The sequence below is a fragment of the Bifidobacterium sp. UTBIF-68 genome (assembly GCF_006408855.1).
Classification (GTDB): domain Bacteria; phylum Actinomycetota; class Actinomycetes; order Actinomycetales; family Bifidobacteriaceae; genus Bifidobacterium; species Bifidobacterium reuteri.
In genome coordinates, this window is the sequence record NZ_JFAN01000013.1 from 38,867 (window position 1) to 56,300 (window position 17,434).

Annotated in this window: 14 protein-coding genes; all 14 read left to right on the forward strand. The window is 60.7% G+C overall.

Annotated elements, in window-relative coordinates; all coding sequences use genetic code 11:
• Positions 1-308 precede the first annotated feature (308 nt).
• Positions 309-1,694, forward strand: a complete 1,386-nt coding sequence (gene glmM, locus BW14_RS04105; protein ID WP_044090115.1) for a phosphoglucosamine mutase — start codon at positions 309-311, stop codon at positions 1,692-1,694.
• The gene (locus tag BW14_RS04110) at positions 1,694-2,347 is read left to right on the forward strand and encodes a peptide deformylase (protein ID WP_044090117.1); all 654 of its coding nucleotides are present in this window, start codon (positions 1,694-1,696) and stop codon (positions 2,345-2,347) included. The genes glmM and BW14_RS04110 overlap by 1 nt, the downstream gene beginning before the upstream one ends.
• A 128-nt stretch (positions 2,348-2,475) precedes the next feature.
• The gene (gene prfB / locus BW14_RS04115) at positions 2,476-3,600 is read left to right on the forward strand and encodes a peptide chain release factor 2 (protein WP_044090118.1); all 1,125 of its coding nucleotides are present in this window, start codon (positions 2,476-2,478) and stop codon (positions 3,598-3,600) included.
• Between the two features lie 101 nt (positions 3,601-3,701).
• A complete protein-coding gene (ftsE, locus tag BW14_RS04120; protein WP_044090119.1) occupies positions 3,702-4,961 on the forward strand; it encodes a cell division ATP-binding protein FtsE in 1,260 nt (419 codons plus the stop codon).
• Between the two features lie 8 nt (positions 4,962-4,969).
• Positions 4,970-5,893, forward strand: coding sequence for a permease-like cell division protein FtsX (gene ftsX, locus BW14_RS04125; protein ID WP_044090120.1), 924 nt, complete (start codon positions 4,970-4,972; stop codon positions 5,891-5,893).
• Between the two features lie 81 nt (positions 5,894-5,974).
• Positions 5,975-7,315 (forward strand): CHAP domain-containing protein, encoded by a 1,341-nt coding sequence (locus tag BW14_RS04130; RefSeq protein ID WP_044090121.1) that lies wholly within the window; start codon positions 5,975-5,977, stop codon positions 7,313-7,315.
• 318 nt (positions 7,316-7,633) lie between these two features.
• Entirely contained in the window at positions 7,634-8,110 is a 477-nt protein-coding gene (gene smpB, locus BW14_RS04135; RefSeq protein WP_044090122.1) for an SsrA-binding protein SmpB, read from the forward strand.
• A 285-nt stretch (positions 8,111-8,395) separates the two neighbouring features.
• On the forward strand, positions 8,396-9,349 hold the full coding sequence (locus tag BW14_RS04140; RefSeq protein WP_044090123.1) for an ABC transporter substrate-binding protein: 954 nt from the start codon (positions 8,396-8,398) through the stop codon (positions 9,347-9,349).
• A gap of 223 nt (positions 9,350-9,572) precedes the next feature.
• Complete coding sequence (locus BW14_RS04145) at positions 9,573-10,511, forward strand: ABC transporter substrate-binding protein (RefSeq protein ID WP_044090124.1); 939 nt, start codon at positions 9,573-9,575, stop codon at positions 10,509-10,511.
• A gap of 134 nt (positions 10,512-10,645) precedes the next feature.
• On the forward strand, positions 10,646-11,629 hold the full coding sequence (locus tag BW14_RS04150) for an amino acid ABC transporter permease (protein WP_044090125.1): 984 nt from the start codon (positions 10,646-10,648) through the stop codon (positions 11,627-11,629).
• Between the two features lie 22 nt (positions 11,630-11,651).
• Entirely contained in the window at positions 11,652-12,473 is an 822-nt protein-coding gene (locus BW14_RS04155; RefSeq protein WP_140463285.1) for an amino acid ABC transporter ATP-binding protein, read from the forward strand.
• A gap of 533 nt (positions 12,474-13,006) precedes the next feature.
• Positions 13,007-14,899 (forward strand): glutamine--fructose-6-phosphate transaminase (isomerizing), encoded by a 1,893-nt coding sequence (gene glmS / locus BW14_RS04160; protein WP_044090127.1) that lies wholly within the window; start codon positions 13,007-13,009, stop codon positions 14,897-14,899.
• Positions 14,900-14,975: 76 nt separating this feature from the next.
• Entirely contained in the window at positions 14,976-15,935 is a 960-nt protein-coding gene (locus BW14_RS12220) for a pseudouridine synthase (protein WP_330935785.1), read from the forward strand.
• 414 nt (positions 15,936-16,349) lie between these two features.
• Positions 16,350-17,351, forward strand: coding sequence for a hypothetical protein (locus BW14_RS04175; protein ID WP_052381984.1), 1,002 nt, complete (start codon positions 16,350-16,352; stop codon positions 17,349-17,351).
• Positions 17,352-17,434: the final 83 nt, after the last annotated feature.

The following is a 17,434-nucleotide window of genomic DNA, read 5'->3' on the forward strand; positions in this document are numbered from 1 at the left end:
AGCACTGACACGGTAACGCGTGACAGTGAAATGAGATGCGTGTCATACGCCTCACTGATTTGATTGGCTCCCCTTCCTCACTTTTGAACTGCGCGAGGAAGGGGAGCCAATTGCGTTTGATGCGTCCCATGAAGACTCTCTGCTGGAGCGCTATGCCCCTCGGTGTGTTCGCGGACACCGCATGCCAAATGCAACCGAATTGAGCAGTATTGTGCAAAACGGCATGCATTCGTGGGGTCGCCCGATTACCATGGTGCACGTTATAGGACGAGACGGCATGAGGCCGCTCAAGCGAAGGATGCAATAGTATGCCGAAAATGTTTGGAACCGATGGTGTTCGCGGATTGGCCAACAAGGATCTGACCGCACGCCTGGCACTCGATCTGGGCGACGCAGCAGTGCGTGTGCTGGGCGATGCCGGTACTCAGGACGACCAGCCTGAAGGACGCCGGCGCGCGCTGGTGGGACGTGATACCCGTGTTTCCGGTGATTTCCTGGCGTCCGCGCTCGCTGCCGGCATGTCCGCAGGCGGCTTCGACGTGATCGACGCCGGCATCATCCCCACCCCGGGCGTCGCCTATCTGACTTCCGTGCTCAATGTGGAGATGGGCGCGGTGATTTCCGCTTCCCACAACCCCATGCCCGACAACGGCATCAAGTTCTTCGCCCGCGGCGGATTCAAGCTGCCGGACGAAAAGGAAGACGAGATCGAAGCCGTGCTCGGCCAGGACTGGGAGCGTCCGACCGGTGCCGGTGTCGGCCGCGTCAGCCACGACCAGACCACCGCCACCAACCTGTACATCGACCATCTCGTCTCCACCATCGCCCCTCTCAACGACGACCAGACCCAGCCGAAACCGCTCAAGGGCCTCAAGATCGTGGCCGATTGCGCCAACGGTGCCACCTCGGTGGTGGCCCCCGAAGCGTTGCGCCGCGCAGGAGCGGACGTCATCGTGATCAACGCCTCCCCGGACGGCTACAACATCAACAAGAATGCCGGGTCCACGCATCCCGAACAGCTGCAGGCCATGGTCAAGGCCACCGATGCCGTGATGGGCGTGGCTTTCGACGGCGACGCCGACCGCTGCCTCGCGGTGGACGAGGACGGCAACATGGTCAACGGCGATCAGATCATGGGCATTCTGGCCCGCGCCAAGAAGCGCGAAGGCAAGCTCAACCATGACACCCTTGTGGTCACGGTGATGAGCAACCTCGGTCTGAAGCTTGCCCTGAAGGATATGGGCATCAAGACCGTGGAAACCTCCGTGGGTGATCGCTACGTGCTTGAGGAGATGCTCAAGGGCGGCTATTCGCTCGGCGGTGAACAGTCCGGCCACGTGATCAACCGCGAGTTCGCCACCACCGGCGACGGCACCCTGACCGCACTGACCCTGTGCAACGAAGTCGTCAAGTCCGGCAAGAGCCTCAAGGAGCTTGCTGCCGACTTCCCGCAGCTGCCCCAGACCCTGATCAACGTGCCGAACGTGGATAAGATGGCGGCTTCCACCAACCCGCGCATCCAGGCCGCGGTGAAGCACGAGGAGGAGCTGCTGGGCGACTCCGGCCGCGTGCTGCTGCGCCCCTCCGGCACCGAGCCGCTGGTGCGCGTGATGGCCGAAGCCGCCACACAGGCCTACGCCGACGAAGTCTGCACCCGTCTGGCCAAGATCGTGGCCGAGGAGCTCGCGCTGTAATGTTCGGGAAAAACGCGAAAGTCGACATCGCGCTCAACCGTGACGTTGAGCAGCTCATCAAAACCGGCGGCAAGGAGCGTATCCTGCCCATCGTGCAGGCAGGCGAGCCGGTGCTGCGTCAGCAGACCGCAGCCTATACCGGGCAGCTGTCCAAGCACACGCTCACCAAGCTCATCGATGCCATGCATACGACCATGCTCGAGGCTCCGGGCGTAGGTCTGGCGGCCACACAGATCGGATTGGGGCTCGCGCTCGCCGTGGTCGAGGACCATGTACGCGATGATGAGGACGATCCGCGCGAAATCGCGGAGTTCCCGTTCCACGTCATCATCAACCCGAAGTACACCCCCGTGGGGGAGAAGACCGCATCCTTCTATGAAGGCTGCCTGAGCTTCGATGGATATCAGGCCGTGCGCAAGCGCTGGCTCGACATCACCGCCGAATGGGACGATGAGGAAGGCAACCATCACGCGGAACAGCTGCACGGTTGGCCGGCGCGCATCTTCCAGCATGAGACCGACCATCTGAGCGGCGAACTGTACATCGACCGCGCCGAGATCCGCTCGCTGACCACCTACGAGAACCTTGAGGATTACTGGTGCAACGACCCGGTGCCCACCGAAGCCGCCGAAGAACTCGGTTTCGATTTGTGACGATTCCCGGGCAAGGCCATGACGCGACACCAGGATGCAACGGTGTTCGCTCATGGCCTTTATGTCCAAAGACGCCGATAGTCATTAATAACAGAACATTTTCGTGAACAGACAATGAAGGTATAACGATGGCAGAATTCGACTTTACCCAAGCAATAGGCGAAGCCAGGGCCAAATATGATTCCATCGCCAAGGCGTTGGACGTGGATCGGCTCAAGGCCGACATCAAGGAACTGGAGAAGCAGGCCGCTGCCCCCGGCCTGTGGGACGATCCGGAGAACGCGCAGAAGGTCACCAGCAAGCTTTCCGCGACCGAATCCCAGCTCAAGCGCCTGACCTCCGCCGGACAGCGCATCGACGATGTGGAAACTCTTGTGGAACTCGGCCGCGAGGAGGAGGACCAGGATTCGCTCGACGACGCACAGCACGAGATCGGCGAAATCAAGAAGGATCTCGACCAGATGGAGATCCAGACCCTTCTTGACGGCGAATACGACGAACGTTCCGCCGTGGTGACCATCCGATCCGGCGCAGGCGGCGTGGACGCCGCCGATTTCGCGCAGATGTTGCTGCGCATGTACCTGCGCTACTGCGAACGCAACGGCTTCAAGGCCAAGGTCATGGACACGTCGTATGCCGAAGAGGCCGGCATCAAGTCCGCCACTTTCCAGGTCGACGCGCCGTACGCCTATGGCCGTCTTTCGGTGGAGGGCGGCACGCATCGACTGGTGCGCATCTCCCCGTTCGACAATCAGGGCCGCCGCCAGACCAGCTTCGCCGCCGTGGAAGTGGTGCCGCTGGTCGAAGCGACCGACCACATCGACATCCCGGACACGGATATCCGCGTGGACACCTACTGCTCCTCCGGTCCTGGCGGCCAGGGCGTGAATACCACGTATTCCGCTGTGCGCATCACCCACTTGCCGACCGGCATCGTGGTGACCATGCAGGACGAGCGTTCGCAGATTCAGAACCGTGCGTCCGCCATGGCCGTGCTCCAGTCCCGACTGCTGGTGCTTCGCCATGAGGAGGAGGCCAAGAAGAAGAAGGAGCTCGCGGGCGACATCAAGGCCAGCTGGGGCGATCAGATGCGTTCCTACGTGCTGCATCCCTACCAGATGGTCAAGGATCTGAGGACCGGTTACGAGACCAGCCAGACGCAGGCCGTGTTCGATGGCGACATCAACGGGTTCATCGAGGCAGGCATCCGCTGGCGTCATGATCAGCGTCGCGCTGCCGAAACCGAAGAGTAAGGGTAAAGGCAAACACCCGCCCTCTGCCGGCCTGTCGCGCGACGACTCGAACCCATCAACAGCGAACATGTGGATACGCACGTGGATAAAAGGAAACGAATATGGCTTTGATCTCATTGGACAAGGTGTCCAAGATCTATCCGAAGGGCACGCGCCCGGCGCTCGACAACATCAACCTCGATATCGAGCGTGGTGATTTCGTGTTCCTGGTCGGCGCATCCGGTTCCGGCAAAACCACGTTGCTGAGCCTCCTGCTCCGTGAGGAGGAGGCCACCAGCGGCGAGATTCGCGTTGCCGGCAACGATCTGCGTCGCATTTCGAATCGTCAGGTGCCGCAGTACCGTCGTTCGTTGGGATTCGTATTCCAGGATTACAAACTGCTCAATAACAAAACCGTCTGGGAGAACGTGGCTTTCGCGCTCGAGGTGATCGGTACGCGACGCTCCACCATCAGGTCTCTGGTGCCCAAGGTGCTGGATACGGTGGGACTTACTGGCAAGGAGAAGAACTATCCTCATGAGCTGTCCGGCGGCGAGCAGCAGCGTGTGGCCATCGCCCGCGCGTATGTGAATCATCCGCAGATCCTCCTCGCTGACGAGCCTACCGGCAACCTCGATCCCACAACATCGCTGGGCATCATGGAGGTACTGGATTCCATCAACCGCACCGGCACGACGGTGGTGATGGCCACGCATAATGAGGAGATCGTCAACTCCATGCGCAAGCGCGTGGTGGAGCTGCACAACGGCAAGATCGTGCGAGACGAGGCCCACGGATCGTATGACTCCGCGCTGTTCTTCCCGGACGCCGAAGTCGAGGCGCGCTCGGACAAGGCCAACCGCATCCACGTGGCGTCGCACGTCGTCGCCGCATCCGACGCCGAGTCCGTCGCCGTGTCCGCGATCGACACGGTGGCCATGAGCAAGACCATCGAGACGGGAGCCGGCCAGTCCGAGGGCATCGCGCGATTGGCAAGTTCGGTGCATTCCGGTCGTACCGGCCGTTATGGTGAGACCTTCGCGCCCATCGAGGATACGCTGACCTGGGGCAAGGGATTGCCGTTGGACGAGCAGGCGGCCGCATTGGAACAGACGCAGGCGTTCGACCCGTTGAAGGACGAAGCCGAGTCGTCGAACGCCGATGACTCCCGGTTCGCTCCGCCGCGGGACCCGGTGCCGCCGGCTCCTCCCGAGCCTCCGATGCCTCCGGCTCCACCTGCCGGGCAGGTTCCTACGTCTTCTCAGCATCCTGAGCATGCTGAGGCTCAGTCGGATGGAGAATCGTCCGACGCGGCCGCCGCAGGCACATCGAAGACCGACGCCGAGCCGACCGACGAATCGGACGCCAAGAAGGGGAAGTAGCAAGAGTCATGCGCGCACAATTCATCCTGTCGGAAACATGGACCAATCTACGGCGCAATGTGGCCATGCTGCTTTCGCTGACGCTGGTCACATTCATCTCGTTCCTGTTCATCGGCGCCTCGGTGCTCACCCAGGCCCAGATCACCAAGGCCAAGGGCGATTGGTATGACAAGGTCGAAGTCGTGGTTTGGCTGTGCCCGGACGGTACCAGCCAATCCGCCAACTGCGCTTCGGGCAAAGCCCCTTCCGCCAAGGAGATCACCGATCTGCAGAAGACCATCCGCGATGAGCTCAACGATGTGGTGGCGAACATCAACTACGTCAGCAAACAGGACTTCTACGACAACACCTTCACCAAGCAATATCCGAACGGCGAATTCCAAGGCCGTACGCTTACCGCCGACGATATGCAGGATTCCCTGTGGCTCAAGCTCAAGGACCCCACCAAATACCAGGTGGTGGCGGAAGTGCTGTCCGGCAAGGAGGGCGTCGAGGACGTCACCGACCAGCGTCAGATATTCGATCCGGTGTTTGCCGTGCTCAACCGTGCCACTGCCGTGACCGCGGTGCTTGCAGGCGTGATGGTGCTCGTGGCCATTCTGCTCACCGGCACCACGATCCGCATGTCCGCCGCATCCAGACGTACGGAGACCGAGATCATGAGGTACGTCGGCGCATCCAACTGGACCATTAGGCTGCCGTTCATCCTCGAAGGCGCCATAGCGTCACTGATTGGTTCGGTGCTCTCGTGTCTGATGCTCTCGGTGATCGTGCGCGTGTTCATCACCGGCTGGCTCGCGCAGTCGGTCACTTGGATTCCGTATGTGAACCAGATCACGGTGCTGATGATGTCGCCGTTCCTGGTGCTGGGCGCGGTACTGCTTTCGGTGATTGCGTCCACGGTGTCTCTGAGACGTTATCTGAGAGCGTAAGTCCGGCATGGAAGTGGTTCGGCTCTCAGACTCTCATGTTATGGTGTGCTTTTGTATGGCGATAGGAAGGATTTTTCGTCCATGAATAAGACGACGAACACATGGAAGCCCGTTCTGGCAGCGTTGACTGCGGGCATGTGCTGCGTGGCCGGATTGGTGGTGGCTCCTGCCCAGCCTGCATCCGCGGACACCTATTCGAATCTGGTGAATGCGCAGAACCAGCACGCGGCTTCGGCGCAGCGCGAGGCGCAGCTCAAGGCCCAGTTGGCCGGCGTGAACAGTGAGCTCGCCAATAAGATCGTCGAATTGGATGATCTGACCAACAACAAGATCGTCGCCGCGCAGAACAAGGTGACGCAGGCCAACGCCGATGCCGCCGCGGCCCAGGACGAGGCCGATGCCGCCGCCAAGCGTCTTGAGGCGGCGCAAAAGGACAAGGAGACCCTCGAGCAGCAGATAGCGCAGACCGGTAAGGATTACGACGATGCGCATGCGGCTGTCGCCGAACTGGCACGGGAAAGCATGCACGGCTCCAGCGCATCCGAAGTGATGAGCGTGGTGACCGGTGCGAGCAGCACCCAGGACTTTGTGAACTCGATGCAGTCGCGTGACGCGCTCTCCCGTAATGAGGCCAATGCGGCATCTTCTGCGGCAAGCGAGCTGAACACGTCGAAGAATCGTGGCGAGCGGCTGGCCGCCATCGAAAAGCAGATCTCCACGCTGAAGACCCAGGCCGATCAGAAGGCCGCGTCAGCGCAGACCGCTGCCGAGACCGCGCAGAACGAGCGCAATGCGCTGGAACAGTTGCGTGTGGAGGGTGAGCAGCGCCGCAACGAGCTGACCGCCATGGTGTCCTCGCTGAAGGATCAGCAGGCCGCTCAGGCCGCGCAGACGGTGCTGCTCGCCTCGCGCGTTGATTCCTATAACCAGCAGTATCTGAAGGAGCAGCAACAGTCTTCCGGTCAGGTCAATAATGGTCAGCAGGGTACCACCCAGCCAGGCGGTGGCGGGTCCTCGACTGTGCCGCCGACCACGGGAGGTGGCTCGGGTGGCAGCAGCGGCGGTCAGGGCACTTCGAATGGTGATTACGGCAACGCGTACTATGGGGGCCAGTGCACATGGTATGCCTACAACCGTCGTAAGCAGATGGGCATCGGGACCCCTTCATATCTCGGCAACGGCGGCCAATGGTATCTGACCGCGCCGGGCTACGGTCTGCGCGTCGACCACAATCCTCAGGTGGGTGCGGCCTTGTCCTTCCCGCCAGGGGTCGCCGGTGCCGACGGCACTTACGGCCATGTGGCGGTGGTGGAGTCCGTTTCCGGCAATACGGTGACGATCTCCGAGATGAATGTGGTCGGTGAATACGTCGTGAGTTGGCGTACGCTGTCCAATGCCGGCGCCTACTGGTACGTGCACTGAGCGCATCAGGGCTATGTGACCGAGCCGGCATCCTGTGTCAGTGATTCGTGGCTATTCTTGGCTCCCCTTGGCGGACTGTTGCCGTGAAGCAGACAGCGGAGCTGTCTGTAGGCAACGTGCGAGCCGACAGGCGAGCCAGCAGGTTGCGCGCGGGGCGCGTCTGTAATTGCGGGACGAGCTGGCTCGCGGAGCGGGACTGAGGGGTAGTCTCTTTGCCGACGGGTTTGTGACGTACAGCACTACCGAAACATATCGCGTAGTACGATGATTCCCCTCTATGCCGAGGGGGGATTATTGAGTATCAGGAAGGAGGAGGATATGGCCAAGGAGACCGGCGAGAAGCTCATCGTTCAGAACAAGAAGGCCCGGCATGATTATGCCATCGAAGACAAGTACGAGGCGGGACTTGCGCTGACCGGCACCGAGGTGAAGTCGCTGCGCGAAGGGCGTGCCTCGTTGGCGGAGGCGTTCGTCTCCATCGACCGTCGTGGCGAGATGTGGTTGGAAGGCGCCAACATTCCCGAATACCTGAACGGCACATGGAACAACCATGCCCCCAAGCGCAAGCGCAAGCTGTTGCTGCATCGTCAGCAGATCGCCAAGCTCGCCCGAGGCATCGAGGCCAAGGGATACACGATCGTGCCGTTGAGTCTGTATTTCAAGGACGGGCGCGTCAAGGCTGCCATCGCGTTGGCCCGAGGCAAGAAGGAATTCGACAAGCGTCAGGCGTTGCGCGAGGAGCAGGACAAGCGCGAGGCGTTGCGTGCCATGCGGTACGCCAATATGCGGCACTGATACGGGCTATGTGTCGGTTAGCGGACGCCGGCTGTGCGGCGTCTGTATGCCGGTTGGCGGTTGTTGGTTGCAGGTTGCCGGATGGGTGGCTGCTCATATCACGCCGCCGGCAACGGGCATTCTTCGCGCCAGTCTCAGCATTCCTGCCGCCGAACGTATCCGCCATATGTCCACAACGTGAACAGAATCTCGCAATGGTAATCATGCCGTAGCATTGCGGTCCTACTCTCTGAGCCAACTGGGAAATATACCCGCCCAGCCGACTTTACGGAGAGAGGAAATCCAATGTCTTTCAGCATGGGAATGAAATCCATGACGGCTGCCGCTGTGAGCGCGGCAATGCTTATCGCCGTGGCTGCCTGCGGCACCACCGACAGCGCTACCAGCGATACTTCGAATGGTGATTCCGGTTCGTCCAGCAAGACCAGCACACAGGGATTCGACACCAGCAGCATCAAGAAGGATGATGCCATCGCCGCGCTGCTGCCTGATTCGGTGGCGGGCGACGGCACGTTGACTGTCGGCACCGATACCTCGTATGCACCGGCCGAGTTCCTGGCCGAGGACGGCAAGACGCCGGTCGGCTTCGACGTCGACCTGTCCAAGGCCTTGGCCGCCGTGTTCGGCCTCAAGGAGGAGACTGTCTCCTCGACCTTCGACTCCATCATTCCTTCGGTCGGTTCCAAGTACGACATCGGCATCTCCTCGTTCACCGTGACGAAGGAGCGTCTGGATGCCGTTGATTTCGTCACCTACTTCAAGGCCGGTTCCACGTGGGTCACCAAGAAGGGCAACCCCGACAAGGTCGACACCTCGAACTTGTGCGGTGTCAAGGTGGCCGTGCAGACCGGCACCACGCAGGAGGAGGAAGTCACCGCTGCCAATGACCAGTGCAAAGCGGATGGCAAGGATGAAATCGACATCCAGTCCTCCAAGCTGCAGACCGATGTGACCACCGCCGTGGCGTCCGGCAAGGCGTCCGTGTTCTACGCCGATTCCCCGGTGGCCGGCTATGCCATCGAGCAGACCGGCGACACGTTGGCCGCACTTGGCGACGACACCGGTGTGACGCCGGAGGCCGTGGCCATCAAGAAGGGCGATTCTGCCACCGCCGAGGCGGTGCAGAAGGCCATGCAGAAGCTGATGGATGACGGCACCTACCAGAAGATTCTCGATACGTGGGGTGTGTCCTCCGGCGCCATCGACAAGGCCGAAATCAATCCTGCGGTCGACGAGTGAGCGTGGGCCAGTGCGTCTGTGGGCGGCCCGCGAAGCGTGCTGGTGCATGGCGCACATGGTGAGACGACGAAGGTTCTGAGATGACAAAAGCTCCCGACATGGGAGCTTTTGCATATGTATGCACTATAGTGTATACATATGCTTATTCGTTGGCTACGGTCTGAAGGCAGGTCATCTGCTGCGTAGGGCAAGGCCATAACGACAGAGAGAAGAAGAGACCATCATGCAGTTCAAGAAGACCAAGGCTATTGCCGCCGCTGCCGTCAGCGTCGCCATGCTGTTCGCCGTAGCGGCCTGCGGCACCACCGATGAATCCGCCACCGGTTCGGATGCCGCCAATGGTGATACCAAAGCCATCACCAGCTATGATGTGAGCTCCGTGAAGCAGGACGACGAGCTCGCCGCCCTGCTTCCGGACTCCGTCAAGGCCGATGGCAAGCTCACCATCGGCACCAACCCTTCCTACGCGCCGGCCGAGTTCCTGGACACGGACGGCAAGACCCAGATCGGCTACGATATGGATCTCGCCCATGCGCTAGGCAACATCTTCGGCCTCAAGACCGAAGTGGTCTCCTCCAACTTCGACACCATCATCCCGGCCATCGGCTCCAAGTACGACCTCGGCATCGCCGCGTTCACCATCACCAAGGAGCGCATGGAATCGGTCGACTTCGTGTCCTACTTCACCTCCGGCATGGCCTACGCCGTAGCCAAGGGAAACCCGAACAAGGTCGATGAGAACAACCTGTGCGGTCTCAAGGTCGCCGTCGAAACCGGCACCGTCGAGGAAGAGGCCATCAACGAAACCGCCAAGCAGTGCAAGGCGGATGGCAAGGAGGACATCACCATCCAGTCCTCCAAGCAGCAGACCGACGCCACCACCGCAGTGGTGACCGGCAAGGCGGACGTGTTCTTCGCCGACTCCCCGGTGGTCGGCTACGCCATCGCACAGACCGGCGGACAGCTGGAACAGCTCGGCAAGGACTTCGATTCCGTGCCGAACGCCATCGCTATCAAGAAGGGCGATTCCGCCACCGCCGAGGCCGTGCAGAAGGCCATGCAGAAGCTGATGGACGACGGCACCTACGGCAAGATTCTTGAGCACTGGGGTGTCGAGTCCGGCGCACTGACCAAGGCGGAGATCAACCCCGACGTTCAGTGACCGTCTGACTGGTTCGATGTCCATGAATGGGACGCCTGTGTTCGTCGTAACACGGACGCCCCATTCATGCGTTAAGGTGCATCGTTAGTTCAAGGCTGTGGGAAACGGCTCCAATACATCACAAGGAATCTCGAATGGCGAAGAAAGAAATCGACGGCGAAGGATTGGACATCCCCAACCGCATCAAGGCCCTGCCGGTCAAGCGTCCGGGGCCGATTGTGGCTGCGGTGATCGTGGCGCTGCTGGCAGCGATGCTCATCCAGGGCATGATCACGAACCCACGACTGGAATGGGCCATCGTGTGGAAGTACCTGTTCAACGAGAACGTGCTGGAAGGCATCCGCTACACGCTCGAGCTCACCGTGATCTCCATGGTGGTGGCGATCATCCTGTCCGTGATCCTCGCGATCATGCGCAAGTCCATCAACCCGGTGCTGCGCGGTGTCAGCTGGTTCTTCATCTGGTTCTTCCGCGGAACCCCTGTATACACGCAGTTGATCTTCTGGGGCCTGTTCTCCGTGCTGATTCCCAAGCTCAGTCTCGGCGTGCCATTCACCTCCATCGAATTCTGGAGCATCGATTCGTCCGTGGTGGTCACCGCGTTCAACGCCGCATGGATAGGCCTGGCGCTGAACGAGGCCGCTTATCTGTCTGAAATCGTGCGCGCCGGTCTTGAAGCCGTCGACCCGGGCCAGACGGAGGCCGCCGAAGCGCTCGGCATGAACCGTTCGCTGATCATGCGTCGCATCGTGCTGCCGCAGGCCATGCGCATCATCATCCCGCCTACCGGCAACGAGACCATCGGCATGCTGAAGACCACATCACTGGTCACCGCGGTGCCGTTCACCCTGGAACTCCAGTTCGCCACGAACGCCATCGCCAACCGCATCTACAAGCCTATTCCGCTGCTGCTGGTGGCATGCTTCTGGTATCTGCTCATCACTTCCATCCTGATGGTGATTCAATCCCGTCTGGAGAAGCACTTCGGCAAGGGCTTCGACGCCCGCGCCATGGGCACGCGCGGCAAGCAGCCGCCGCTGCCCGGCAAGACCGAGGGTGAACCCAAGGATGACGTGAACAAGCTCAACGAGGCCGCGTTCACCGGCATGACCGCGTGAAGCAAGGGGAGAGGCAATCATCATGACTGAAACAACTGCGTTCCAGACCGGGCTCCTGAACCAGGCCGCCGGCGTCGTCCCCGCCATCAGGGCCACCCAGGTGCACAAGGCATTCGGTTCCCTCCACGTGCTCAAAGGCATCGACCTGACCGTCATGCCCGGCACGGTGACCGTGATCCTGGGACCTTCCGGCTCCGGAAAGTCCACCTTCCTGCGTCTCGTCAACCAATTGGAGACGCTGACCGGGGGCTCCATCGAAGTCAACGGCGAACTCATCGGCTACAAGCATGTCGACAAGAACGGCCAGGACATGCTGCAGACCCTGAACGACAAGGAGATCGCCGCCCAGCGTTCCCGTCTCGGCATGGTCTTCCAGCGGTTCAACCTGTTCCCGCATATGACCGCGCTGGAGAACGTGATGGAGGCGCCGGTCCACGTCAAGCGCATGCCCAAGAAGGAGGCCCACGATCTTGCCGTCGCCGAATTGGAGCGCGTCGGCCTCGGTGATCGTCTCGACTATTACCCCGCGCAGCTGTCCGGCGGACAGCAGCAGCGCGTGGCCATCGCCCGCGCGTTGGCCATGAAGCCCGAGATCATGCTGTTCGATGAGCCGACCTCCGCGCTCGATCCCGAGCTCGTGGGCGAAGTGCTGAGCGTCATGCGTTCGCTCGCCAAGGATGGCATGACGATGGTGTGCGTGACCCACGAGATCGGATTCGCCCGTGAGGTCGCCGACCAGGTGGTGTTCATGGATGGGGGAGTCGTCGTGGAAAAGGGCGGCCCCGAGATCATCGAACATCCGACCGAGCCGAGGTTTAAGGACTTTCTACAGCATGTGCTGTAGAAAGGCTGTTCATATTACCTCAGCACTGTCGTGCTTCGGCGTCGCCTACGTACAGTCCACTGGACTGTCCGTTTTACGGCTCCGCAGCATGTGCTGTAGAAAGGCTGTTCATATTACCTCAGCACAGGATAAGTTCTTTTTCCCTCTCTTAAACGGGAAGGGGAAGGACGGATTCTGGGCATATCACCACCATAGGGATGACGTCTCTAGGCGTTCTGGGCATATACGTATCACGAAAGGGCGGTTTCGCCGTCGTTCGTGAACCGCATATGCCCAGAACGCCGTATTTTGTATCGATATGCCCAGAATAATTGGTAGGGATATGCCCGGAACTTGTGATAGTCAGTGGAGGTATGCCCGGAACTTGTGATAAGTGACAAAGGCATGCCCGGAACGTGTGCGGAGTGAGCGGGGCCGGCGGCCGGTTGAGGCCGGTGGCTCGGTTTTCCTGAGTGCTTTGAGATGTGACGATAGTATTGCAACAGGCCGGGTTGTTCGACTCAGGACATATGCGTCCGCTAGGCTGGTGAGCCATGTGTGGAATTGTTGGATATGCAGGAAATGTCGAAACCGCGTGCGGCAAGCCGCTTGAGGTGTGTCTTCAGGGTCTGGCGCGGTTGGAATACCGTGGCTATGATTCGGCCGGTGTGGCGCTGAGCGCGCCTGGTATGGATACGGTGGCCGTGCGCAAGAAGGCCGGCCGACTGAAGAACCTGGTCGCAGACATCGAGCGCAAGCCCATGCCGCTTGCCACCGTGGGCATCGGCCATACGCGTTGGGCCACGAACGGCGAGCCGAGCGATGTGAACGCCCACCCGCACACCAGCATGGACGGCAAGGTGGCCATCATCCACAACGGCATCATCGAGAACGCCTCCCAGCTGCGCCTCGATTTGCAGGCCGAAGGCTACCGTTTCGCCTCCGCCACGGACACTGAAGTGGCAGCCAAGCTGCTCGGCAAGATCGTGGACAAGATCATCGCCGAGCAGGGCAAGCCGGATCTGTTCGAGGCCGTCCGCCGCATGGCCCGTATGCTGCAGGGCGCATTCACCATCCTGGCCACCGACTGCCGCCAGCCGGACATCGTGGTCGGCGCCCGTCATGACTCCCCGTTGGTGGTGGGGCTCGGCGAGGGTGAGAACTTCCTCGGCTCTGATGTGGCCGCGTTCGTGGCCTACACCAAGCAGGCCATGGAAATCGATCAGGATCAGGCCGTATGCGTGTCCGCCGACAAGGTCGTCGTCACCGACTTCGACGGTAACGTGGTGGCCAATCCCAAGACCTACACCGTGGACTGGGACGCCTCGGCCGCTGAAAAGGGCGGCTGGGATTCCTTCATGGACAAGGAGATTCATGAGGATCCGGCCGCCGTGCAGCGCACGCTGCTGGGCCGGTTCGACGCCAAGGGCGACATCGCACTGGACGAGGTGCGCATCGACGAGCATGATTTCAAGGCCATCGACAAGATCATCGTCGTGGCCTGCGGCACGGCCGCATATGCCGGCACCGTGGCCAAATACGCCATCGAGCACTGGGTGCGCATCCCGGTGGAAGTGGAACTCGCCCATGAGTTCCGCTACCGTGACCCTATTCTGACCCCGCGTACCTTGGTGGTCGCCATTTCTCAGTCCGGCGAGACCATGGACACGCTGATGGCCCTGCGGCATGCCCGCGAACAGGGCTCCAAGGTGCTCGCCATCTGCAACACGCAGGGAGCCTCCATACCGCGTGAATCCGATGCGGTGCTGTACACGCACGCAGGGCCGGAGGTGGCCGTAGCCTCCACCAAGGCGTTCGTGGCGCAGATCACCGCCGCCTATCTGCTGGGCCTGTATCTGGCGCAGGTCAAGGGCGCGATGTTCCGCGACGAGATCCGGCAGGTGCTCGATTCCCTCAAGGACATGCCGCGCAAGATCCAGTGGGTGCTCGACACCCAGCCCAAGGCCATCCAGACAGCCGCCGAACGCATGGTGAACGCCAGCTCCTTCCTGTTCCTCGGCCGTCATGTCGGCTACCCGGTGGCGCTTGAGGGCGCGTTGAAGCTGAAGGAGATTGCCTACACGTTCACCGAGGGCTTCGCCGCCGGCGAGCTCAAGCACGGGCCGATCGCACTGGTGGACGAGGGTGAGCCGGTAGTGTTCATCGTGCCGCCGGAGCGTGGACGCAACGTGCTGCATGCCAAGGTGATCTCCGGTATCGAGGAGGTCAAGGCTCGCGGTGCCTATATCATCGCCGTGGCCGAACAGGGTGACCCCGATGTGGAGCGGTATGCGGACGTGGTGTTCTGGCGTCCTGCCTGCCCGACGCTGATGAGCCCGCTCGTGGATGTGGTGCCGTTGCAGCTGTTCGCCATGGATATGGCCCAGCTCAAGGGCTACGACGTTGACAAGCCGCGCAACCTCGCCAAGTCCGTCACCGTCGAGTGAGGCTATCGGCCGCTGCGGCGTGCTGAAGGAGCCACTAGTCGGTTAGGAGGAAACCATGCCACGTCCGCATCGATACGTGACCGAGGAGCCACATATCCCATTCGAGCTGGACGTGCTCTATGAGGACGAGCGGATTATCGTGGTGGACAAGCCGCATTTTCTGGCCACCATGCCTCGCGGTATGTGGTATCGGCAGACGGCGTTGATCCGGTTGCGCGAGCGGCTGGGGGAGCCAGACATCACTCCCGCGCACCGCTTGGACCGCATGACCGCCGGCGTGCTGGTCTTCGTGCGGGACAAGGCATCACGTGGGGCCTACCAGATGCTGTTCCAGAATAAGCAGGCCGCCAAAGTATATGAATGCCTTGCCCCTTGCCGCCCGATCGCGCGTCCCCGATACGGCACCATCGAACCGATTGCCCCGCCGCGTCCGTTCCCGCTGGTGCGGCGTTCCCATATCACCAAACTGCGTGGCACCATGGCCGCCTTCGAGGAGCCCGGCACGGTCAACGCCGAAACCCTTATCGAACGTGGCGAACGGCTCATGCCGGTGGCACCTGTACGTCTCCCATCGCATGCCCTGTATGGCGTGCGTGCTTCTGCGTGCCGCTTTGAGACCACGCCTGTGCGGCAAGACCATTCCGGTCTTCCCGGCGATGCGGGGGACGCAGACATCGCCGGTCTTGCGGGTATCTCCCGTATCGCCGGTATCTCCCGCCTCGTGGACGCCTCCCGTATCGCCGGCCTCGAGGACGGCATTCATGCCGATGCGGCAGGTTCGATGACCTGTCGCTACACCTTGCACCCGCGTACCGGCAAGACCCACCAGCTCAGGGTGCATATGAACTCGCTCGGTCTGCCCATAGTCGGAGATGATTTCTACCCGCGCATAGAGACCCGTGCGTACGACGATTTCAGCCGTCCTTTGCAGCTCGTCGCCCGTCGGCTGGCCTTCATCGACCCCATCACCGATGAGCCGCGTGAGTTCGTCTCCCGCGTTCCGCTGCAAGCCGCGTCATGCCGTCGCCATCCATAAGCCTGCAGGGCGGCACCGTATCCCCCTGAACGTCGCTGCATAATCATAATGCCTGTGCAGTGCCGTTTAGTACCGTGCAATGCTGTGCAGTACCGCGCAATACCGCGCAGCTGGGCTGTACAGCATTGCTGGGCAGCCCAGCCCAGAATCCCTCCCAAAACGGGTCGAAACATAAGTTATTGATGGCATCGGTTTATGTTTCGACCCATTCCGCACCCTCGAAACGGGTCGAAACATAAACCATAGACTGCGAAAACTTATGTTTCGACCCGTTTCTTCCAACTGCCCCGTGTGAAGCTGTATGCATTGCGGCTAGAGTGAAACGCCTGACGACTTTCCGGCGTACGATACCGGTGTAGACGCAAGGATGCGTCGACCATAATCGGCGTGTGCCGATTCAGGAAGGTCGTAATAATGAACAAGTCGTCGAGTGACAGTGTTGCTGATCAATCCGAGATCCAATTATGCATTGCGGGCGTGAATGCGGCTACGCGTAAACGAATGGTCCGTCGAATGCACAAAGGTGAGGTGGTCAGCCCATATCGTGGCATATATGCGGAGTCGTCCTATTGGAGCGGCCTGAATCCCAAGCAACGTATTCTGCATGTGCTGGAGGCATTGTCCCGTTGCCATCCAAGCTGGGTGTATGCAGGGCTCAGCGCAGCTGCGGCGATGGATTTGGATTATCCATGGTCTTTGTTGACCGATGAGAGCATTTACGTCGCATACAACTCAAGCAGACAGGGGCATATGCGGTCGCAGACGAAGCCGATTTTTGTCTCCTCGGATGCGGCGCTTACCACTCGCTTCGCTCTTGGGAACAGGACGGTGTCCGTGCTGACTACAACCGTGGGAAGGGCTCTTGTGGATTGCGCGTTGCGATATCCGTTTCGTGTGGTGCTGGGCATGTTTGATTCGGCGTTCCGACGCAAACTCGTTGATGCTGAGAGTGTTATAGAGGAATGCGATCATCTTCATAGCGATTGCGGTCCGGTGTTTCGTCTGCTCCATTACACAGATGCGCGTAGTGAAAACGGTGGGGAATCGTTGTGCCGCGCCACGATGATCGAACGCGGTTTCGCCGTTCCGCAATTGCAGCATGAATTTATCGATCCGGAGAACGCGTGGCATTCACGACGGGTCGACTTCGTATGGCATACGCCGGATGGCCGCATCATTGTCCTTGAATATGATGGGGCCCGGAAATATGTCGATCCAGCGATGACGAAACGACGTGACATACACCAGGTGGTGGCCGCGGAGAAGTCACGGGATGATATGCTGCTGCGCGCTGGGGTGACGACGGTAGTTCATGCCACCTATGACGATGTGGTAGACAGCAACGCAATTTGGGTGAAACTGATGCGGGCGCAGGTTCCTTTGACGGGTGCCAATTGGCTGTATGAGCGAGAATAGCGTGGCTGATGGCGCGAGCTGAGGGTGATGGCTGAGGTCGGGGAGAAATCATATGGAAGGGCTTGTTCGTCGGCGCGGCGTGG